Raw genomic sequence first — 22,823 nt, forward strand, 5'->3', positions numbered from 1 at the left:
GCGAATGTCGGTGTTCGATCCCAAGAGCCGCTATGCCCGCTTCGCGACCGCCTATGAAACGGTCGACGGCCGCGGCCGAAAGGTGGCCGCGGTCGGACCGGCGGCGATCCCCGAGCGGCCGCCGCTCGGCGACCATTTGCTGCGCAGCGAGCAACGGCTCGATCATCTCGCCGCGCATTACCTGAGCGACGCCAACGGCTTCTGGTGGATCGCCGACCATAACCGCCGGCTGCTCCCCGACGCCGCGCTGGCGGCGCCGAGCGTCAAGATCCCGCGGGAGGGCTGATGGGCTTCGATCTCCTCCTTGGCGGCGGCCCCGACAATCGGCTGTTTTCCGACGACCTGCTGTCATGCCTGGTCGAAGTGCGGGTCGAGCAGTCGCTTGACCAGCCGAGCCGGTTCGCGATTCGCTTTCAGGACGATATCGAGGACGGGAAGCTCAAAAAGACCGGCCTGCCCGATCTGCAGATCGGTCAGCTCGTCACGGTGGTCGTCGATCGCGGCGACGGGCATTATACCTGCCTGTGCCGCGGCCCGATCCTCGAGCATGAGAGCCAGGTGACGCGCGGCGGGCCGGGATCGTCGCTGACCGTGCTTGGCCCCGACCGGCGCGATGAATTGTCGCGCACTGTTCGCGACCAGAACTGGTCGGGCCGCGCGTCGGAGGTGGCGCAAATGCTGATCGCGGCCGCCTATCCACTGGTCGAAGTCGATTCGACCGATGAAGTCTATGACCTCAACGGCAATTCGCTGACGCAGCGGGCGAATGACCTCGAATTCCTGACCCGTACCGCTGCCGATAACGGCCTGCATTTCTGGATTGCCTATTCGGACACCACCCAGCTGCCGACCGGCAGCCTGTCGATCACCGAAACCGCGAAGTGGAAGGCATCGCCGCCGCTCCAGACCGGCCTTCCCGCCGGCGTGCCGCCGATGCTGCCGCTGGCCGACGACGCCATCACGCTGCGCTACAATGTGCCGCACGACGAGTGTCCGAACCTGACCAGTTTCGCGCTCAACACCGATGGCGCGCGTCCCTCGGCCGCGGCGGCCACGACCACCAACCTCACTGATGGCGGCACTGACCCGGTGCAGGCGAGCGACCAGGCCGCACCGATGGGCGGGCAAGGCCAGGGACTGGCGCAGCGCGCCCCGGCTCGCACCATGCAGCCGCGGCCCTTGTCCGGCGCGCGCAATATTCGCCGGCGCAGCGAAGCCGCGTTGCGCGATGCCGGCTTCTTTGTGAGCGCCAACATTTCCACCACCCGCTACCTGCTCAAGAACGTGCTCGAACCGCATCAGGTGGTGGCGATGGAGGGCCTTGGCGGCGCCAATGCACGCACCCCGTTCCGCGTCAAAAGCGTCACGCATGTGATCAACGGCATCGGCCATTTCATGGACGCCGTGATCGAAACCAATGTCCAGAACCCGAGCTGAGAGCGAAACATGGCCACCTCCTTCATGCAGCCAGCGGCGGGAACCCGGCAGGACCGGTTCTTCGGCAAATATCGCGGCGTGGTGACGGCCAATACCGATCCGGAATCGCGCGGGCGGCTGCAGGTCAGGGTCCCCGAGGTGCGCGGCGACAGCGTGACCGAATGGGCGCTGCCCGCCAGCCCCTATGCCGGCAGCAGCGTCGGCTTCTTCGCCGTGCCGCCGGTCGGCGCGAATGTCTGGGTCGAATATGAGGGCGGTAATCTGCAGGTGCCGATCTGGGCGGGCTGTTTCTGGGCCGATGGCGAGATCGCGAGCGCCGACGCAGCACCCGAGATCATGTTTCTCAAGACTGCCCAGGCGAGCATCCGGATCGACAATAATGCCGGCGAGGTGAAGATCATGATCCAGGGCACCACGATCACGCTCACCTCCAGCGAAGCGAAGATCGGATCGCCGCAGATCACATTGTCGGCGAACGGCGCCCAGGTTCAGCTGACCCCGGCCGGGTTCGATGCGCTGCAGGGCGCGCTGAAGGTGATGTGAGATGAGCGGAATCGAAAGCCTGCCCACCGGCATCGTCGACGGCACCTCGGTCCCGGCAACCGCCAAGGTCCCGGCCAATTTCCGCGTCACGGCGGGGGGCATGCCGGTCGGCGTGGTCGGCGACGTGATCACCTTCACCGGCGTACCGACGGTCAGCGGCACCTGGGCATCGGGCAGCCTGCGCGTCTCGATCAACGGGCTGCCGGTGATCAACCAGTCGTCGACCGGGGTGACCGTGCTGGCGGTCGGTTCGCCGGGCGGGCCGCCGCGGCTCCAGATTCCCAGCACCCGAGTCCAGGCGCAGTAGATGTTCCACGGCTTCCCCTATCCCTTTCAGGTCTCCAAGGCGTCCGGCCGGATCGCGGTGGAGCGCGATTACGAAGCCTATGTGAAGGGCCTGATCCGCCAGCTGCTGCTGACGCGGCCCGGTGAGCGGATCAACCGGCCGCGCCTTGGCGGCGGGCTCGCCGCGCTGGTCTTTGCGCCCCTGTCGGACGCCAATGCCGCGATCGCGCAGACCGCGATCCACGCCACGCTGACCGAATGGCTCGACGCGATCATCCGGCTCGAGGATGTGCGCATCACCGCGGTGCCGCCGTCCACGCTCGACGTCACGGTCGTCTATCTGATCCGCGCGACCAATGAGCGCACCTTCCTCAACCTGGAGGTGACCGAATAATGGTTGGGCCGGGCCGCCGCGAACTGCTGTGCCACCAGGCCGTGCTCGCGCTGACCGGGCTCGATTTCCTGTGGGTGAACCCGGCCAACCACCGCGAGCTGGCGGTGTTCTTCGTGATCGAACCCGGCGCATTGGTCCGCCCGGTCAATACCGCACTCACAGAGTTTACCGCCACGATCACCGGGCTGGAGGACGGCCGGGTGATTGCGATCGACAGCTATAGCTGGGTGAGCCGGGTCGACGCGACCGGTGCCGCGCGGCTGACACTGACCTTGCTGGCGCATGAGGATGGCGGTTTCCAGACCTACCGGCTCGATGCGATCGACACCCCCGCCGATGCCGGGCCAAGCCGGATCGACCCGTTTTCGGCATCGCTCGACTTCAGTTTCAAGCAGAGCTGTCCATCGCCGTTCGATTGCAAACCCTGTTGCGGCTGCCCGCCCAAGACGCTTGACGATTATCCGGTCGATTATCTCGCGCGCGACTTCGAAAGCTACCGCACCGCGCTTTCGGCATTTGCGCGCGATCGCTATCCCGACTGGGAGCTCGACACGCCGGCCGATTTCGGCGCGATGGTGGCGGAGATGTTTGCCGCGCTGGGTGATGAATTCGCCTTTGTGCAGGACGGCATCCAGCGCGAAGGCTATATCGACACGCTGCGCGAACGACGCTCGTTCAACCAGCTTGCACGGCTGCTCGATTATCGGATCGAGCCCGCGCAGTCGGCAAGCGGGCTGGTCGTACTGCGGCTCTATGCCGGGGATACGCGCCCCCCGGCCCTCCCGGCGAACCTGATCAAGATCCAACCCGGCGCCCGCATCTGGGCCTATCAGGAGGATCGGCCGGCGATCCCGTTCGAAATCGGCGACACGATCGCGCAGATGGTCGCACAGACCAGAACGTGGCCGGCGCATACGCACTGGACCGACCTGGCGGTCTATCAGCCCGATCCCGACACGCCATGCCTGGAGATCGGCGCGCGCGAACTCGTCCTTGCCAATGCCAGCCTGTTGTCGACGCCCTTCCCGGCCGAAGTGATCGGCACCGACATCGCGGGCTATTGGAAGGGCAGGCAGGTGCTGATCGAGACGCGCCCGACCGCACCCGACGAACCGGTGCGGCGTCAGCTCGTCACGCTTGACCGCGCAGTCGTGCAATTGTCCGATCCGCTCACCGGCGCCGGCCCGCTCACGCGCCTCCACTGGCGCGAGCAGGATGCGCTCACCTTCGGGCTCGATCAGGGCAACGCCTTTGTCAGCGCCAATCTCGTGCCGGTCAGGGGCGGCGAGCAGCACACCGCAGACTTCGTCATCGGCGACAGCAGCAACCCGCTCCTGGCGGATGTACCGCGCACGATCGAGCGTCAGGGCGCAATGCAGGCGGACGGCTATCGCCCGGTCATTCATCGTTTTCCGCTCGATGCGACGGCCGGCGACGGGCTCGACTGGATCGGCGCGACCGATGCGGCCGGCGCGGTTACCTATGTGCCCGAGGCCGTGCTGCGCCAGCTTGACCCGTCCACCGCCACTTTCACCACCTGGACATTGGGCGACGTGCCGCTGTCGCTCAATGCGAGCGACGAGGCGGCGACGATCGAGCCCGGCCTGTACGGCGAGGTCGCGCGGTTCGAGCGCAATGGCGAACGCATCGTCCACCGCGACTATATCGGCGATCCCGGCTACACGCTACGCTTCGGCGACGGGATGTTCGGGCGATTGCCCGACGATGGCGATCATTTCTTCCTGGTCTGGCGCAGCTCGCCCGGTCAGGGGTCGAACGTTCCGGCCGATACGATCACTCGCATCGATGCACCGCCGGGCGCCGCGCTATCGCCGATCATTCTGCCCGGCGCGGTCAAGGGCGTGCGCAACCCGTTCCCCTTCACCAATGGGCGCGATCCGCAGTCGCTCGATGTCGCGCGGAGGATCGCGCCGGCCGCGTTCAAGGACATCGTGTTCCGCGCGGTGCGCAACGAGGATTATCGCGCACAGGCGGAGCGACTCGACTGGGTCTCGGCCGCCGGCGCTGTCACGCGCTGGACTGGTGCCTGGAGCACGACCTTCGTCGCCGCCGATCCCAAGGGCGCGTTCGTCATTTCGGACGAGCAGATGGCCGAACTCGACGCGCGGATGGGCGCGGTGCGGCAAGTCGGCCGGCCAGTCATCGCGCGCCAGCCGGTGTTTGTGCCGCTCGACCTGTCGATCGCGATCTGCGTGACGCCCGGCTATGCCTTTGGCGATGTTTCGAAACGCATCCTCAATGCCTTGTCGGCCGCGCCGGGACGCTTCTTCCATCCCGACCGCTTCACCTTCGGCATGCCGCTGCGCCGTCCCGATCTGGAAGCGGCCGTCGCGCATGTCGAGGGCGTGCGCGCAGTCATGCAGGTCGCGGTGCGGCAGCGCGGCCAGACCGGTTGGCGACTGTTCGACACGCCGCAAATCTCCGCCGCCGCCAACCGCATCCTGAAGGTCGAGAGCGATCCCGACCGCCCTGGTCAGGGCTCGGTCCGCGTCTATGACGAAGAACTGCCCGCCTCGCTGGGAGTGGGATCATGACGCTCTGCCGCTGCGATCATCCCGACGCCCCCGTGCTCGCACCGATCGCGCCGGGCCTGATCAAGCTGCCGCGCCAGATCGGTCGGTTCGGGCATTTTCGCGCCGACCTGCTCGCGCGGATCCGCCGCCATCCCGCACTGGCCGACTGGCGCGCGCGCGATGCGGAGGATTTCGGGCTGATGCTGCTCGATTTCTGGGCCTATGTCTCCGACGTCACGGCGTTCTACACCGCCGAATTGTCGCAGGATCTGTATCTCCAGACTGCGCGCGGCGATGCGGCGCTGCGCCACATCGTCGCACTGATCGACCATATTCCCCGCCCGGCGATCGCGAGCGAGGCGATATTGGCGGCGCTGCTCGACGGGACCGATGTGGTGACCGCCCCGGCCGGCGCAGGATTCCTGTCCGACGCGATCGACGATACGCCGCCGCAGCAATTCGAGCTGTCCGAGACGACCGCGCTCGACCCGCTGCGCAATGGCTGGACCTTGCTTCCGCCGCGCGACACGCTGTTCCGGCGCGACGCGCTGCTGATCGACCCGGCGAGCCGCAATATGGCCGAGGGCGGGATGATCGTCATCGACGCCGGCGCCACCTGGCGCAAGGCGACGCTGGTCAAGGCATTGACGAGCGAGACCGCGCTCGACGGCGGCACCTATTTGCGGCTCGACGTGGCCGACCAGACAGCATTGCCGACCGGGGCGTTCGATGTGGCGGCGATCCGCCTCTGGTCATTCACGCAATCGGCGCCGGTCTTCGCGATTTCCGGTACGACCCTGACCCTGACCGGACATTATCCCCAGTTGCGCGAAGGCGATCTGGTCGTGGTCGAGGATACCGGGCTCGAGTCCCCGCACGCGCCGGAGGTCGGTGCGGTCGGATCGGTCACGCTGGGCTATGGTGCGTCGGCCACATCGGGATCGGGCACGAGCGCCGTCACCGTGCCCGGACCGCCGATCACCACGCTGACCCTGTCCTGGAGTTCGGCGATCACCGCCGCCCGCGCACGGCTCCATTCCGGTCGCACGCGCGCCGGCCAGCTCGCCGCGCCGTTCAAGCCGTTCGTGACGGGGAACGACTTGCTGGTGCCGCGGCCACTCAAGCTGCCGGCGACCCCGCCCAAGCTTTCCGGGACTGGCGAAGTGCTGGTCAAGGGTGTCGCCGATGCCGGCCTGCGCGTACCCGGTGAGATGCAGATCGACCCGGCAACGGGGCGCGGCAAACTGCTCGCCGGCGCCTCCTTTGCCGGTGGTGATCTCGCCATGCAGGCGCCGATCGTCGCGCATGGCAATGTCCTGCACGTCACGCGCGGCAAGAGCGTCGAGGAAGTGCTCGGTTCGGGCCAGGGGCCGGCAGTATCGTTCCAGACATTCACGCTGACCAAATTCCCGCTGACCTATTTGCGCGACAGTAGCGCCAAGGGCGGGCGGCGTTCGACCCTGCGGCTATGGATCGATGGGATCGAGTGGCGCGAAGTGACCAGCATCTTCACCGCGGGCCCGGACGATCGCGTATTCACCGTCCGGCTTGACGCCGCGGGCAAGGCAACCATCACCACTGGCGGCGGCGGGTTCGGCCGCGCCGCGCCGCTTGGCGTGCGGAATGTCTATGCATTGTACCGCTTCGGATCGGGCGAGCCGGCACCGGGCCCCAACCATATCCGCCAGGTCGCCGGGCCGGTCGCAGGGCTGCGCCGTGTGTTCAACGTCACATCGGCATTCGGTGGCGCGCCGGGCGATCAACCCGAGGACATCCGTTTCAACGCGCCGGCGACCTCCGCCGCATTCGACCGTGCGATCTCGGCCGCCGACTTTGCGGCACTGGCCTGCGATTGGGGCGTGCTCGCCGCCAGCGCCGTGACCGAATGGGTGCCGCGCGCCATGCGCGAGGGCATCGTCGTGACCGCGATCTTCGCGGCCGACGCCGCGCCCGAGGACCTGATCGAACTGCAGGCGCATCTCGCCGCCCGCGCCGCCGAAGCGACACCGATCCGGATCGTCGCGGCTATACCCGTCACCGGCACATTGCGGCTGGCCTATCAGGTCGCCGACGATGCCGATCCCAAGGCAGTCAAGGCAGCGCTGGACTCGGTGTTCAGCCATCCCTTCACCGGCCTGCTCGCGCCGCGCCGTGCCGAGGTCGGCGGGCCGGTGTTCCGATCGCGCATCGTCGGCATGGCGGCGCTGCCCGGGGTCGCCCATATCCTGTCGCTCGACTGGAACGGCGCGACCATGCCGGTGCGGCTCAGTCTGCCGGCACATGGCTATTTCGCTCCCTCGCTGGTGCTTGAGGCGGTGGCGCCATGAGCCAGGAGCTGCGCCTCTCAACCCCACCGCGCGACGGCTATGATGTCTATTATGCGGAAAAGCTCTGGTCATGGGTGCCCGAGATGTACCGCACGCTGGACGCATTGCCGCCCGCGAACGGTGCATTGCGGGCGCTGGTCGAGATCGTCGCGCAGGAAGCGGCGATCCTGCGGCGCGACATCGACCGGTTGTGGGACGATCAGGCAATCGAGCTGTGCGACGATTGGGCGGTCGCCTATCTCGGCGCGCTGGTCGGCGCCAAGCCACTGTCGCGGGCCGATCCGCGCGGATCACGATTGGCGGCGGCGCGGGCGATCGCCTATCAGCGCCGCAAGGGCACGCTCACCGTCATCGGCATGGCGATCCGCGATATCGGCGGCGTCGAGGGTGTCGGCGTCGAGGCATTTCGCCGGCTCGCGCGCTTTCCGCACCGACTGGATAGCGACGCCATTGCGCGCGGCGCGGTGACACGCAGCCCCGGCGGCGGCTTCGCACGGATGACATCGCCGCGGATCAGCGGCCTGATCGACACTGCGTTCGACGAATTTGCGCACTTCCCCGATCCGCGCCGCCTGCGCGGTCCGCTGGGTCGTTATGGGCTGCGCAAATGCAATCTTCACCTCTACGCATTGCTGTCGCAGCCGATCGACCTGCCCACCCCGCAGCGCATCGGGCCGAACAGATACACGCTCGATCCGTCGGGTCGCGAGGTGCCGTTGTTTCAGCGCGGCCAGGCATCGGATCGCCCGCCCGATGCGATCCGCGAGACCGATCTGCCGCTGCCGATCCTGTGCCGCCGTTTCAACGCAACGGCGCATCGCATCACGGCGGAAGCGCTCGCGCTGATCAACGATCCCGGGCTCGATGTCGCGCTCGCCCCGTTGCTCGGCATCCGTTTCGACAGTGGCGCGGTGTTCCGCCGGCTGGTCGCATCGCGCCTGACCGCGGGCCAGATCACGACCTTCATGGGACGGTTGCTCGACGTCACATTGCTGCCCGAGGCGCCCAAGGCATTGCTGTGGGAAGACAGTCTCGCGCTGGTCAACGATACCGAACATACGCTGTCGCCCTTGCCGCCAAGCGCCGTCTGCTCTGCCAGCCTTACCGACTGGCAGGCCGGGCTGACGCTCGATCCCTATATCGCGCTTGCGATCGATCCGGACAGCGGCCGGATGGTGCGCGGCGCGGCGATCACCGCCAACCCGGTGTTCACCACCAGGCTGCATCTGGGCTATTTCGATGCGATCGGCGCGATCGGCCTGCGCCATGAACCGCAAAAGCTGCCCACGCCCAATCTGGTGGTTTCGCCCGGTGCGACCGGCCCCAATGCCGGCTTCACCAATCCGGGACCGGTCGGGATGACCTTCCCCGCGCCACTGGTCGGCGTGACGCGCTTCACCACATCGCGCACCTATCGCCCGATATTGCCGGCCGGCCGTAATTTTTCGGGCATCACCCAGGCACGGCTCGACGCCGAGCAGGGCGCGCGGCCTTTTGTGCGGTTCCTGGCCGACAGCGCCACGCTCGACATCACCTTCACCGCCGCACCGGCGGTAGCGGGGCAGACCCGCAGCCTGATCATCGACGGGCTGTGGATCGGCCTGCTCGCATCGACCGTCGTGCCTGAAGTGCTGGCGGATGCGGGCGACGCCGCGACGCCGATCCTCTCCAGGATCATCCTCGACGGCGATTTCGACGAAGTCATCATTCGCAACGCGACGCTCGACCCTGGCGGCGAGCGCGCGCGCTCAACCCCGCTGAGCGCCGTCGCGATCCCGATCGTGCGGCTCGAGATCGAGGGCCAGGTCGACCGGCTGCTGATCGAGCGCTCGATCGTCGGGCCGATCTGGGAAACAAACAATAACCCGGCGCTGTGCAGCCCCGGCAGCATCGAGATTTTCGACAGCATCGTCCAGTCGATCGACCCTGCGATGAACGCGATCCAGACGCGCCTGTCGCGCCTGAGGCTGGTCCGCTCGACCGTGTTCGGCGGAGTCGAGGTCGCGCGGCTCAATGCGACCGACTCGATCATCGTCGGGCGGACCCGCGTGACCGACAGCCAGCATGGCTGTTTCCGCTATTCGGCGACCAACAAGCAGGGCGCGGTCCTGCCACCACAATTCGAATCCTTCGTGCCCGATAGCGGATTGCCAGTCGACTGGTTCCAGTCGCGCCGCTTCGGCGACCCCGATTTCGCGGTGCTGTCGGCAATCGCGCCCGAGGCGCTGAGCGCGGGCGGCGAGAATGGTGCCGAGATGGGCGCGTTCAACGCACGCGCGCTGACCGTGGCGCGCGCCGATCTCGCCACCATGGTGCGCGACCTGCTGCCCGTCGGGCAGACCCCGCAATTCATTCTTGCACAACCAGCGTTTCGGAAGGGAAGCCAATGAAGGGCGACATCTCTGCGGACTTCCACGCGCCGGCCAAGCGGTTCTCCGGGGTCCGCGCACAGGCCGGACGCGTGCTCACCGATGCGGATTTCAACGCCGCATTCGACGTGCTCGACGACACGCTCGAGACATTGGTCAGGACATTGCTGTGCGCTGCCGGCTCACCCGATAGCGGCCTCAAGATCCTGGCGGCCTCACCCGCGAGCGTCGCGCTGCCCAATGGCAGCAATGCCGACACCTATGAGGTCGACCTCTCACCCGGGACATTCGTCCTGGGCGGCCGTGCCTCGGTACTGAGGATGCCGATCGCCTCGCTCGATCAGATCGACTGGCTCTCGCAGCCGCTCACGCCCGACGTTCTGCCGCCCAAGCCAGTCAACGGACGCACCGACCTGGTCTGGGTCGAGCAGGTCGAGGCGCCGGTCTTCATGGTCGAGGATCGCGAACTGCATGAGCGCGCGCTCGGATCGGCCGACACCACCACGCGGTTGCGGCCACAGATCCGCATCCGCGTGCTCGACGATGTGCCACCGGAATGCGGACCTGCCGCGGAAACGCTGGTCCAGACGCTCGCGCTCGGCGGCCATCAGATGAGCGACGACCATACCGAGACGCTGTCGGCCGCCCGCCTCGGCATCGCATTTGTGTCGGGTGGCCCGAACCTGGACCCGTGCGCGCCCGCCGGGGCGGCCGGGTATCTGGGGGCCGAGAACCAGACGCTGCGCATCATGCTGACCGCGCCCAACCGGTTCGTCTGGGCCTATGACCATGGGACACCGCTCTACCGCGTGAACATCGATGCGGCGAGCGGCGAGGTCGAGTTCCTGACTGAACCGCCCGACCCGGTGCTCTTCCCGCTGCCCGGCCAGGTCATCGAGATCCTGCCCTGGGACGTGCTGCTGCCCAATCGTGAAAAGGCGGCGGCGCCGCTCGGCCATCTCGCGCGGCTGACCGGCCATTATGATCCGGCATCGCGGCGCATCGCCTATGACGGATCGATGCCGGCCGCCTGGCAGACCTGGCTGAACGCCATGCCGCCGATCGCGCTGGGCCGCGAGGACGATCCGCCGCGCTTCTTCTTCGCGCGCGTCTGGCAGCCGCCTGTTTCCGGCGCAGGCCCCGATCAGGCGACGGGCATCAACATCGTCCTGCCCGAAAGCGGGATCGCACTGCATTTCGCCGGACAGGGATTGCCGGGCGATTACTGGACCGTCGCGCTGCGCCCCAATGCGCCCGAGCTCATTCAGCCATGGAACCTGATGATCGAACCCGCGATCGGTGAAGTGCCGGTGGCGCCGCCGATCGGCCCGCGCCGCTTCCATGCGCCGCTCGGCCTTCTGACCTGGTCGGTATCGGGCGCTGGTGTGGCGACCGCCGAAATCCACGACTGCCGCAACCGCTTCCGCCGGCTCTGCAAGATCAGGGGCTGCTGCACCTATCATGTCGGTGACGGGCAATCGAGCTTCGGCGACTACCAGAATATCCAGGAAGCCATTGATGCCCTACCGCCGGAAGGTGGTGAGCTGTGCCTGCTGCCTGGTACCCATCATGGCCGTATCGACCTGCGGGGACGGCACGATATCAAGATTTCGGGCTGCAGCCGCCGCACCAGGATCGAAATCGATGCCGATCCGGCGCATCCGCACCGGCCTTGCGTATGGCTCGACGGTGCCAAGGCTATTCGCTTTTCGGACTTCAACATCACCGGCGCCGGCGGCCCGGTGTTCGGTGCCCACGACCTGTGCGAGGATATCAGCTTCGAACGGCTGCATATATTGGCGCGCGACAGTGCGGCGATCGCCCTGGCCCATGCCGATCGGATCTGCGTAGCGCACTGTGTCATTCGCGCCGACAAGCTGGCCGAAGCACTGACCGAAGACATGCTCCTCGCCCTGCTCCCCCTGATCTATCTCGCGGGTGAGGAACTGAGCATCCAGCACAACGACATCATCGCCGACCATGTCGCCCAGAACCGCAACCGCATCGCACTGGGCGGGATCCAGATCGGCGGCGACAGCCGCAACGTGCGGATCGAGGACAACCGGATCGAGGGCGGCAATGGCCATGGTATCACGCTCGGTTCGATTATTCCGGGCGGCAAGCAGCCGGGCGGCGATGTCGTGATCTGGTTCCCGCCCTGGGTCGTGGTCGACAAGGACGGCTGCATCAAGATCAAGCCGGGCGGCACCACCACCATCCCCGGCCCCGATGGCGAGAAACCGCCGCAGAGCGCAGGCCCGGTCCGCACGCTACGCATCCGCGGCAATGCGATAACCGAGCATGGCGGAAGCGGCATTTCCATCGCGCACTGGTTCATGGCCGACCCGAACGCCAAGATCGAGGAGCTGGACGATATCGAGGTCGAGGACGCGAAGATCGACGATAACCGCATCCATCGTTGCTCGCTGATCGATCTCGTCTCGGCGCTACCGGTCGATGCGGCGTTCAGTTCAGGGTTTGGCGGGATTGCGCTGGCGGCCACCGCCGATCTCGTCATCGACGATAATGACATCCGGGAGTGTGGTGGCGACGGACGGTCGCCGATCTGCGGCATTTATATCCGCTTCGCCGAGCGGCTGCGCATCACGCGCAACCGGATTTCGGACAATGGCCGGCCCGCCAGCCTCACCGATCCGCTGCTGGTCGGCAATATCGGCGGCATCGTGATCAGCCATGCCGATGGCGTCGAAGAAGCCGCGGGATCGGCGGTGCGGGAAATCCCCGCAGCGTTCATCGCCGAAAATCACGTCGTCAGCCCTGAAGGCCGCGCGCTCGAACTGCTCGGCACCGGCACGATGATGGTCCAGGAAAACAGCCTGACCTCGCACGGCAACAATATCGTCGGGCTGATTCTGCAATTGCTCGCCAGATTGCTCGTCCCGAAGGACGATGTCGGCGGCAAGCTTGCTGCGGACGAGGAGCTGAAAGGGCAGCTGCGCGCCGTGCTGGCGCAGATTGGCGGGTCAGCGGTGCTGATCCTCAATACCGGCCGCAACCCCAATCTCGCTGCCTTTGGCTACGCCACGACACCGCTCACCGGCGAACCTGTCACGCATAACAAGCCGCCCCCGCCGGCACCCGTCGCGCAGCCCGCAGCGGCGCCCGCTGCCACAGGGGTCAGCACGCAGCCGGTCGACGGCCCGGTACAGCTTGAGCCGGTGGTAGTGGTCGGATCGAAGCGCCGCAACGAGTCGGTGCTCGGTGCCATGGGTGTCAACAACCAGGGCGCGGCCCCGTTGCCGCCAGGCGGCCAAGTCTCGTTTAGCGACAATATGGTTGCGTTCGACGCCCGGTCGACCGCGATCACCATCTCGCTCTGCTCTGTGGCGATCCTGTCTTTCGACGATGTCGGGATGCACGACAATGTTTGCTCGGTCGACCTGATCGACGACTTCGTGCTGATCAATGCCCTGGTGTTCGGCTTCGCCTCATGCCGGACGATCGGCAATCGCTTCCGCGAGACGATCAAGGAAAACGGGGTCGGCGGTACGGGCATCGCCCCGACCTTCCTGTCGGCGCTGACCTTCGGCATCCTCAACGCGACCGAACTCAACCAGGGCGATTATTGCTTCCTGGTCCTGGGCAAGAAGAAGCCGCGCGTGCTGATCGACACAACGGCAGCGGGCACGGTCGCCTATCTCGACACCAACCGTCACACCATCGACGAAGATTATTGCGCCAAGTTCCAGCGCATCAACTTCGACTATGGCACCGATTTGAAGGAGCGTTTGCATGGCTAGCGACATGGAGTCACGGCTCCTCGACCTGCTGAACGATTCCGCCGCGGCGGCGCTGCAAACCGATATGGCTCAGGCAGTGGCGCTCCGGCATCAGCAGTTGCTGCTGCGTCAGCGGGTCGGCGCGGCGGCGGCGCGATTGCGCCGCGCCACGGAGGATGGTGCGCCGCCCGATCAGATCAGCGCGCTCGAGGCGCAAGTTGCGCGGCGCAGCGGGCGCCTGGACGCGACGACCCGCATCGCCGAGGCCGCCGATATCCGCCGGCCGCCGCCGGCACCGAACCAGGCGCAGATTTTCGGCCGCGCGACTGGATCTGTCGAGAAGCCGCCGGTCACCGCAGCGGTGCTGGCGGCGTCGGGCACGATATTGGCGCGCGCCGCCGCCAACGCCGACGGGGTCTTTCATCTGTCGGCCGATGGCGCGCTGGAGGATGTCATGCTCCAGCTGTCCGACAAATCGCGCCGCATCCTCTATCGCTCGCCCGAGCCGTTCAACGTCGCGGCGGGGGCGGTCCTTCAGATCGAGGTCACGCTTGGCAAACCGGACCCCAAACCGGGCCACGTCCCCGACAAGCCCTTCATGCCCGATCTGATCGGACAGAACGAACGCGTCGCGCTGGTGCTGCTCGAACGGCTCGGGCTGAAAGCCAAGGTCAAGGATGCCCAGGGCGAAGGTGACGCCGATATCGTGATCGAGCAGGCGCCCGAAGCAGGGCACGCCGTATCACCCTCGACGGCGGTCACACTGACGGTGCGTCGCGTCAAGCCGCGCAAGACGATGCCCGTTACGAAGACCGAAACCAATACGGCCGACTTGCCCGACATGGCCGGAGCGCCGCTCAAGGAAGCACGCGACATCCTGCGGCGGTTGAAGCTGAAAGTTGTGGTCGAACGCAGAGCCCATCGCGGCGCCGCCGATATCGTGATCGAACAGGTTCCTGGCAAAGGCACGCCGGTCGACGGGTTGAAGGAGGTCCGGCTGGTGGTTTCCAAAGCGGCTCAGCCGGCAGTGAAACGACGCGTCGCCAAGGCGCCTGCCCGCCCAGCGGCGAAGCGATCATGATCCCGCCTGCCTCTCTCCGGAGGATCATGGTCTGATGGGCTATGCGGCGCCGATCCGTAAGGCGGCCGCAACGCCGGCTCCCGCGGCCGCCCCGGCGCGACCGCGAGCACGCCCGGCATCCACCGGGTCGGGCGCCAGATCGGGCGCCGGCATCCTCCAGGCGAAGTTCGCGCTTGGCCCGCGTGCCGACGCATTCGAACGCGAGGCCGACAGCGCCGCTGCGCATGTCGTGGGTGGCCAGGCTGGCGTACCGAGCCTGTCGCCGCTGTTCGCCAGTACCGCGCTGACGCAACGCGCCTGCGCCGCCTGTCAACTGGGCGACGATGACACGCACGGCGCCATCCAGCGCAAATGCGCCGGCTGCGGTGGATCGGGGGGCTCGTGCGGGTGCAACGACAAGAAGCAAGAGGAAGATCCGCATCCCGAACTGCAGATCGATCGCGCCGCGAAACGCTCCAGCGACGGTGATGGCAGCGCGCTTCGTGCGGTCGAGAGCGTCATCGCAACACCGGGCCGGCCACTGCCCAATGCCGTGCGCGGCGATATGGAACAGGGGTTCGGCCGCGACTTCAGTCAGGTACGCGTTCATGATTCGCCGCGCGCCGCCGCATCGGCCGAAGGGATCGGCGCGCATGCCTATACGGTCGGCAATCACATTGCCTTCAACCAGGGCCAGTTTCGCCCAGACACCAGCAGCGGGCGCTTCCTGCTGGCGCACGAACTGGCGCACACCGTCCAGCAGGCCGGCGCGCCGAGCGCGCGGCCCGACCGGATCAGCCGCCCGGCCGACCGCCATGAGGGCGAGGCGCACCGCGCCGCACATGCCGCCGTCTCGGGCGGGCCGATGCCCGCACTGACGGCTGGCGCCGCACCAGTCAGCCGTTACAGTTTCGACGATTTTGCCAATGACGTGTCCGATGTCGGCGGCGCGGTGGTCGATGGCGTGGTCGATGCCGGCGGCGCGGTGGTCGACGGGGTCGTTGATGTCGGCGGGGCGGTGGTCGACGGCGTGGTCGATGTCGCCGACGCGGTTGCCGACGCGATCAGCGCGATGTGGGACACCGCGATCCAGATCGCCAGCGCGATCGGCGGCGCGGTCTCGCTCGACGGCACCACCATCGTGATCGACGTGCCCCAGTTCGAGCCATGCCCCGAATTCGAGTTCCAGTTTTCGCTCAGCGATATCGGGATCGAGCCGAGCTTCTACTTCCCGATTGTCGCGGGCGCACTGACGATTGGCGTGCTCGACGTGATCGGCACGGCCGGCATCGAAGTCACGGTGGATCCCGGCATCGGCTTCCGGCTCGAAGGCTGCAGCTTCGGCCCGGCGCAGATCCGCATCGACCCGCTGTCCGCCAGCACGACCGTGATGGGCGCCGCGTCGATCACCACCGCGTCGGAGGTCAGCCTGGGTGCGGATCTTGCACTGAAAGCGCAGCTGGTCGGGGTCCTGACCATCCCGTTCGAGCCGCCGATCATCCTGATCGCACCGGTCGTCGGCATCGCCGCGGGCGGTACGATGGCGCTGATGCTGCAGCAACGCGACATCATCGATCATTATTTCAGCGTGACCATGGGTCTTGGCGGTTTCTCCGAATACAGCCACACCTATGCCGAGATCGGCTATGGGCTGGATTTCGCTTATGGCTTGTTCGGTGCGGTCGACATCATGGGGCTCAACATCTGCCGCGTGGGCTGGCCGCTGGGCAGCCTTCACGAACAGATCGCGGCCGGCCTGACGCTCGACACCGCAATGTCGGTCGGTACCGGCGGGATCGGCTTCTCCTTCTCCGCCAGCGCCGTGCCGCTCGCGCATAATCCGCTCGACGACCTCTCCTTCGCATTCGACCAGTCGCGGCTCGAGGATGATTGTCCGCTGTGCGATTTCTTCACCAGCAATAATCTGATGCCGGGCCAGAACGGCTATAACTGGGCAGCGCACGAGCCGACCCTGCCGCGCTGGGGCGGGCCGTTGTCCGGCATCTATGTCCGCAATCCGGGCATTGCCAGCGGTGCGTCATGCCGCGGAACCTGCGGCGTCGACTGCCCGCCCGAACCAACCTGCGACGCGCCCTATGATCGCACCGTATGCGAGGATGTCGGCGACCGCCACGTCTGGCACGTCTACCGGGGCTATGCGACCTGCGGCACCGCGCGGGGCTGCCGCGATCATGACGCCTGTTACGACTTCGCGGCGATGGAACCGATCTGGGGATTTGGCGGCTATCTGATCGGGCCAATGTACCGCGCCTGCGATCTCGAGGCGATGTGCGGCTACACCTTCAAGCAGGCCGTGACCTGGGCGATGGGCGGCGGCCCGTTTGACGAGGACCGGATGGCCTATGCCGATCAACACGATGTCCTGCCCGGCTGTCTTGGTCCCTGCCCACAGAATACCGCAGCGGCGGGCGAGCCGGAGGTCCAGGAGACATGCCTCGACGACCGCGAACTTTGGCCCGGAGTTCAGACCGAGGACCATTGGGAAAAGCATTTCGGCAACTGGCGGCTGATCCAGGGCTTTGCCGAAGTGCCGTGGATCGGCGGGGTTCATTATGGCGTGGATGCTCAAGCGGACGGCCGGATAGATGTTTTCGGCGAGCTCGGCCCGCTCAATCTCGAAAATGCCTGCCTGACCTATGACGCAGCAGGCCGACTCTATACCGGCTCCGCCGAACTGGCACTGCATTACTATATTGGCGGATCGGCCATGATCCGCGCGGCGCTCGACGGCTGGCTCGCCGATCTGTTCTGCCTCGCGCAGTGGGTGACGCTGCGCGGCACGCTGAGCGCGCTTGCAACGATCGGAATGCCGGGAAATGTCCGTGCCCGCGTGACGCTGGAATGCGTCAATGGCGAGTTGCGGGTCATTCCCGATCTCTCGCTCACGACCTGCTTGGACGTGTCTGGCGAGATCATCGCCGCGCTCGACTTCTTTCTGCTCAACGTCAACGTCTGGAGCCAGGAATGGCCGCTGTTCCACAAGGAGATTGAGCGGTGCTGGCAGATCGGACTGGAGTTCGATCCGTTCATCGTCGGCGAACAGCCCAATTTCCGAATGGACAGCAGCTGGCTCGATATCAACGACCTGCTGTTCGATCTCTTCGATCCGGCACAGGTCCGCGACGTCGACCGGGGGTCGCGGCGCAACCCGTTGCCCGACCCAAGCGTGCTGCTGCCGTGCCTGCGTGGAGGAGACGATCCGCCACCGGTGCCCGATGACGACCAGAATTGTCCGACCCGGGCGACCGGCGCCGATGCGAGGCGACTGAAGACCAACCCCGAACGCTTGCCGCGGTTCGGCCCGGTGAGCAATCTGACCATCACCGCCGGCGCCAGCGCCAATGTGGCGAGCTGGATGGAAGCGCCTTTCCTCAGCACACCGCATCCGCCCGGCTCGCCGACCCGCGATGCGGTGCAGCGCGGCATCTATCGCCAGCCGGGCCTTCCCACCCAGGGCTGTGTGCGGTCGGGTTCCAAAAAGAGCCAGGTCTATGCGAAGGGCCATTTGCTGAACGAGAACGTCGGCGGCCTTGCGGAGGAATTCAATCTCTTCCCGATCACCGAAGAAGCGAACAAGGCGCATGAACGTCAAGTGGAACAGGGCGGGCAGAGAGTGGTCCCGCGCGTCGAGGTCGGTGACGAAGTGCTCTACTATAAAGTGACGGTGCAGGATGTGTCCGCGCCGCAGGAAATCATGCGGCGGGACGGCACGGGGACCAATTTGTTCGAAATAAGCTCAACGCTTCACTGCGAAGTCGCCGATTATCAACTCTGCTCGAACGACACGTTGCGGCGCAATCCGATCCAGACGGTCGATGTCCCGTCCGTGTTCAGGTTCCATCCCTCGGGCGGACGGCCGTTCGACGATGTGATGAAGCCCTGCCCGCGCACCTAGAATCTTTTTCGGCTGAGCGGAATCAAACTCTAGGCAGGCGACGGCCCGGCGCTTTCGGCCAGAAACTTGAGCGTGAACAAGGTGACCCGATCAGCGTCGGACACAGTCATCTTCCACGCTTCACAATTCCAGAAACGTTCCGGCATTTCCTTGAGGACCTCGGCCGAATACCGCACCGCCTCCATCCTGGCCGCGGCCAGATCGGGCAATTCCGATCCGTGCAAATCGGGCAGATCCTCACCGTCTGCAATGTCGAAAAAATAATGGGGCATGGCGGCTTTCAAATCCCAGCGGGAGCGCTTCAAAATCTCGGCTGCCCCTTGCCCTCTGCGTAAGAAGGCGATCGCCAGAATCTGCAACAAGGCACCGTTCCGGACAATATAGTGAATTTCCATAGGGACAACTGCAAGAAAAATTAACCATGGTTATCCAGCTTGTTCGTCCCAATACTGGTCACGCTTCGCATGAGGCAGTGATTCGCGGACTATCCAGGCGGAACGAGCCCTGCCGCAAAAGCGATGCGCAATGCCTCGGACAGCGTGCGCACGCGCAGTTTGGTCATTAAATTGGCACGGTAGATTTCGACCGTTCTTGGGCTGATGTCGAGTTCATGGGCGATGACCTTGTTGGCCCGCCCCTCGATCAGTCCGGTCAGCACCTCCCGTTCGCGCGGCGACAGCACGGCGATCTTGGCCACGGCCTGCCGCATATGCGCCGCGCCGGCGCCGTCCTCGGTCAGCTTGGCAAACGCGACCTCGATCGCAGCAAGCAGTTTTTCGGCCTGATAGGGTTTTTCGATAAAGTCGGTCGCCCCCGCCTTCATCGCTTGCACGGCAAGTCCCACATTGCCTTCGCCAGTCACGATGATCACCGCAAACGCCTTGGCGCCCTGGTCGCGAATTGCCTGAAGCACATCGAGTCCATTGGCCCCCGGCATGTGAAAGTCGAGCAGCACAACGCCCGGATCGAGATCTGGCACCTCTGCCAGAAAATGGTCGCCGCTGGGAAAACTGCGCACCACGAGATCGGGCTGCGGCGACAATAGGGTGTGAAGCGACGCGCGCACCGCGTCGTCGTCGTCGACGAGATAGATTGAGTGTGTCATCTCCCTAACTCCTCTAACTCTCCCAGCTCCTCAAATTCCTCCAGTTCTTCGAGCGCCGGCAGCGTGAAGCTGAATTCCGCGCCGCCGCCGATCCGGTCCGTCGCCACCAGCGTGCCGCCATGCGCCTCGACGATGCGCCGCGAGATCGACAAGCCAATGCCCATGGCGGAGCCTGACTTGGTCGTCGCGAACCGCGCGTAAAGTTCATCGCCGATCGACTTGGGCAAGCCGCGGCCATTGTCGCTCACCGACAGCTCGTTCATGCCATCCGCCACCCGGCGCGAGGCAATGACGATCTCGCGCGCGCCCTTGGGCTGCTCGCGCAACGCGTCGACCGCATTGCGCAGGAGATTGACCATCACCTGTTGCACCTGGATGCGGTCGGCGAAGACCATGTCGGCGGCAGGATCGAGGCAATAGCGCAGCTTGATTCCGAACTGGGCGGTGCCGAACAGGACGAGGTCCACCGCCTCCCGCACCGTCTTGGCGAGCGATTCGGCACGCATTTCCGTCTCGCTCTTGGTCAGGAAATCGCGCAATCGCCGGATGATTTCGCCCGACCGCAGCATCTGTTCCTCGCCCATCCTGAGCAAGTCGGCGACCCGCGCGCCGTCTTCACCGCGTTCGATCGCCATGCGCGCCGAGGCGAGAAAATTGGCGGTCGCGCTGAGCGGCTGGTTCAGTTCGTGCGCCAGGTCGGCCGCAACCTCGCTCATCGCGCTTTGACGCGAGATATGGGCCAGTTCGGCATTGAGCTCGCTCAACCGTTGTTCGGTGGCGCGCCGGTCGGAGATGTCGCGAACAATGCCGGTAAACATGCGCTCCCCGCCAAACCAGGCTTCCCCGACATTCAACTCGACCGGAAAGGTCGACCGATCGACGCGCCGGCCGGTCAGTTCACGAGCGGGTCCACCCGCATGCCGTCGACCCGGATCGAGCGCCTGCACGATCGACTGGCCGTGTACCGCGGTAAACACCTCCGGGATCAGCCGTTTGACGTCGCTGCCGATCGCCGCCGCGCTGTCGCAACCGAACATCCGCTCGGCCGCCGCGCTGAAGCTGCGGATCGTGCCGGCCATGTTGAAAACGATCGTCGCGCCCGGCACGACATCGATGATCGATTGCAATTGCTGCGCCGCGTCGCGTTCATTGCGTTCGGTGACATCGACATTGGCCGCAACCACCGAGGCAAGCCGGCCACCCTCCCGATAGATCAGCCGGGCAGTCCCCTCGACCGTGCGCAGGGCGCCGTTCGGCTGCCTGAAGCGATACTGGAAGGTGATCCGTTCATCGTGATTGGCGGCCGCGCGCGCAACCGAGTCCATCACCCCTTTCGCATCCTCCGGCTCGACCAGCGCCTCCCATTGCGCAAAGCTGCTCAGGCTGCCGGGTTCCAGACCCAGCCGCTGCTCCGACCCGGATGACCATTCGAGTTGCCCGGTCATGACGTTCCAGTCGGATATGCCGAGCTGATAGGCCTCCGCGGCAATCGCGAAACGCGCTTCACTGGCGCGCAGTGCCTCCTCGGCGCGGACGCGATCGGAAATGTCCAGCATCCTGACCACGAACAGCGGTTCGTGCCCTGCACGTTCAACCACCTGAGTATGCTGCAGCACCCTGATCCGCGATCCGTCGCTGCACCGCACGCTCAGATCGAGTTCGCCGGCCAGCGGCGTCCGGGGGATCTCGCCGCCAGTCACCCCCATGCTGCGCGGCTGCAGCAAGGCTTCCTTGTTTCGGCCGATCACCTCGCTGGCGGACCAGCCATAAAGCTGTTCGCAGCCGCGCGACCAATGGACGATCTCTCCACTGGGCCGGGTCAGGACGATCGCTGCGACATCCAGCGCGTTGGCGATCTCCTGCGACCTGGCCTGTTGATGCGCGAGCCGGTCGACCGACAGCCGGACCAGCAACCCGATGACGCCGATATTGCAGAGAATGGCGATCAGGTCAGTCGCGAGCGGCGATCCGTGCAGCGTGGCCGGTACCCAGCGCGTGACGACCATGGGCAGGACCGGCAGCAGCACGACCAGCCCGACCAGCGGCCATCTGAGGCGGCTTCGCGCGCGGAAAAGATTCCAGCGCGTTCCCTGGCGCCAGAGCAGGAAGGCGGACGTGAGCAGGATGTTGGCGAGCGCCGCGGGAAAGGGCGAGATGAGGATTTGCATGACGCTATCGCGATCCGGAACGATCGCGAACAGCAGCAGCAGCGAGAAGAGGCCGACACACAGGGACGCCGCGGCAAGCAGATTGGCAAGCCCCGTGCCGGCGCTCATTTTGGCCCCCGTACCGGCCCGGCCGCGATGCGCCGACAGCAGCAAGGCGGTGCCGAGAAACGCGAAGGCAACGATCGAATTGGCCGCCGGCGGTTCACGAAATCCAATGGCGATCCGCAGCCACCCGGTGGGCAGCCTCGCGCCACTGCCCGATAGCCCGCCAACGCCCTGCCCGACCAGCGCGAGCCATGCGATCAGGAGAGGGACGCCGAGCAGCAACGGCGCCGCGCGGCGGCCTCGCAGAGTCGCGATGAAGCCGGCGACGAGGAACAAATAGCCAAGCGCCGCCAAGGGTCCCATTGGGTAGCCGGCAATACCGACCCCCTGAAGCGTCGGCACATCGACCAGCCATCCGGTAAACGCAATACCGCTGATAAGTCCCGCGGCCGTGACAAGGCCGAACACCATCCTCTGCTCTTCGACTGCGGCGTTCGTCCGACGCGCAGCGAGCTGCCGCTTCACATCTTTGCTTTCCTTCCCGCCAGCGCTTCATTGCGGAGTCGAACGCTAACGCAGCAAAGATTTAGAGGCCCGCCCGATTAACCATGGAAGTATTATCTAGTCCGAATCGGCTCTAACCTGCGCAAATCGCCCCGGCGGAGGCGATCTTGGAGCCGGCAGGCTCACCCCATCGGCAGGCGCCGCACGATCTCTCGCCGTGGTTGCCATTCGGTCAGCACGTCGCATAGTCGCCAATAGAGCAGCGCGCCACCGATGCGCAGGGCATCGCCCGGCGGCATGCGGTGCCGGCCGCCGCCCGGCTGCATACCCTTGCCGCCCGGCGCGGGTTGATCGGCAGGCGGCTCGCGCACGACACGAAAGCCGCTTGGCACGATC

Annotated in this window: 15 protein-coding genes; 11 read left to right on the forward strand and 4 right to left on the reverse strand. The window is 66.0% G+C overall.

From position 1 onward, the window contains the following. Positions 1 to 4 precede the first annotated feature (4 nt). Genes ACRECS_RS00720 through ACRECS_RS00770 form a run of 11 tightly spaced genes read left to right on the forward strand, consistent with a single transcriptional unit; the run spans position 5 to position 18,605 of the window. Entirely contained in the window at positions 5 to 286 is a 282-nt protein-coding gene (locus ACRECS_RS00720; RefSeq protein ID WP_431581034.1) for a hypothetical protein, read from the forward strand. Then, positions 286 to 1,437, forward strand: coding sequence for a hypothetical protein (locus ACRECS_RS00725; protein WP_431581035.1), 1,152 nt, complete (start codon positions 286 to 288; stop codon positions 1,435 to 1,437). Before ACRECS_RS00720 ends, ACRECS_RS00725 begins: the two co-directional genes overlap by 1 nt. A 9-nt stretch (positions 1,438 to 1,446) precedes the next feature. Next, a complete protein-coding gene (locus tag ACRECS_RS00730) occupies positions 1,447 to 1,980 on the forward strand; it encodes a phage baseplate assembly protein V (RefSeq protein ID WP_431581036.1) in 534 nt (177 codons plus the stop codon). Between the two features lies 1 nt (position 1,981). Then, the gene (locus tag ACRECS_RS00735) at positions 1,982 to 2,287 is read left to right on the forward strand and encodes a hypothetical protein (RefSeq protein ID WP_431581037.1); all 306 of its coding nucleotides are present in this window, start codon (positions 1,982 to 1,984) and stop codon (positions 2,285 to 2,287) included. Continuing rightward, a complete protein-coding gene (locus ACRECS_RS00740) occupies positions 2,288 to 2,659 on the forward strand; it encodes a GPW/gp25 family protein (RefSeq protein WP_431581038.1) in 372 nt (123 codons plus the stop codon). Next, positions 2,659 to 5,214, forward strand: a complete 2,556-nt coding sequence (locus ACRECS_RS00745; RefSeq protein ID WP_431581039.1) for a hypothetical protein — start codon at positions 2,659 to 2,661, stop codon at positions 5,212 to 5,214. The genes ACRECS_RS00740 and ACRECS_RS00745 overlap by 1 nt, the downstream gene beginning before the upstream one ends. Continuing rightward, positions 5,211 to 7,520 (forward strand): hypothetical protein, encoded by a 2,310-nt coding sequence (locus ACRECS_RS00750; protein ID WP_431581040.1) that lies wholly within the window; start codon positions 5,211 to 5,213, stop codon positions 7,518 to 7,520. The genes ACRECS_RS00745 and ACRECS_RS00750 overlap by 4 nt, the downstream gene beginning before the upstream one ends. Continuing rightward, a complete protein-coding gene (locus ACRECS_RS00755) occupies positions 7,517 to 9,910 on the forward strand; it encodes a hypothetical protein (protein WP_431581041.1) in 2,394 nt (797 codons plus the stop codon). Before ACRECS_RS00750 ends, ACRECS_RS00755 begins: the two co-directional genes overlap by 4 nt. Then, a complete protein-coding gene (locus ACRECS_RS00760; RefSeq protein ID WP_431581042.1) occupies positions 9,907 to 13,650 on the forward strand; it encodes a right-handed parallel beta-helix repeat-containing protein in 3,744 nt (1,247 codons plus the stop codon). The genes ACRECS_RS00755 and ACRECS_RS00760 overlap by 4 nt, the downstream gene beginning before the upstream one ends. Then, complete coding sequence (locus tag ACRECS_RS00765) at positions 13,643 to 14,710, forward strand: PASTA domain-containing protein (RefSeq protein ID WP_431581043.1); 1,068 nt, start codon at positions 13,643 to 13,645, stop codon at positions 14,708 to 14,710. The genes ACRECS_RS00760 and ACRECS_RS00765 overlap by 8 nt, the downstream gene beginning before the upstream one ends. A 34-nt stretch (positions 14,711 to 14,744) precedes the next feature. After that, positions 14,745 to 18,605 (forward strand): DUF4157 domain-containing protein, encoded by a 3,861-nt coding sequence (locus ACRECS_RS00770; RefSeq protein ID WP_431581044.1) that lies wholly within the window; start codon positions 14,745 to 14,747, stop codon positions 18,603 to 18,605. A gap of 29 nt (positions 18,606 to 18,634) precedes the next feature. Here ACRECS_RS00770 and ACRECS_RS00775 read toward each other — a convergent pair whose 3' ends face one another. The 4 genes from ACRECS_RS00775 to ACRECS_RS00790 form a co-directional block, all read right to left on the reverse strand. Then, positions 18,635 to 18,967 carry a DUF6894 family protein gene (locus tag ACRECS_RS00775; protein ID WP_431581045.1) on the reverse strand — a complete coding sequence of 111 codons (333 nt, stop codon included), beginning with the start codon at positions 18,965 to 18,967 and terminating at the stop codon, positions 18,635 to 18,637. Between the two features lie 122 nt (positions 18,968 to 19,089). Beyond that, positions 19,090 to 19,710 carry a response regulator transcription factor gene (locus tag ACRECS_RS00780; RefSeq protein ID WP_431581046.1) on the reverse strand — a complete coding sequence of 207 codons (621 nt, stop codon included), beginning with the start codon at positions 19,708 to 19,710 and terminating at the stop codon, positions 19,090 to 19,092. Further along, entirely contained in the window at positions 19,707 to 22,394 is a 2,688-nt protein-coding gene (locus tag ACRECS_RS00785; RefSeq protein WP_431581047.1) for a PAS domain S-box protein, read from the reverse strand. Before ACRECS_RS00785 ends, ACRECS_RS00780 begins: the two co-directional genes overlap by 4 nt. Before the next feature lie 215 nt (positions 22,395 to 22,609). After that, the gene (locus tag ACRECS_RS00790; protein WP_431581048.1) at positions 22,610 to 22,819 is read right to left on the reverse strand and encodes a hypothetical protein; all 210 of its coding nucleotides are present in this window, start codon (positions 22,817 to 22,819) and stop codon (positions 22,610 to 22,612) included. Positions 22,820 to 22,823: the final 4 nt, after the last annotated feature.

The organism is Sphingomonas sp., from assembly GCF_050725575.1.
In the GTDB taxonomy this organism is placed as follows: Bacteria; Pseudomonadota; Alphaproteobacteria; order Sphingomonadales; family Sphingomonadaceae; genus Sphingomonas.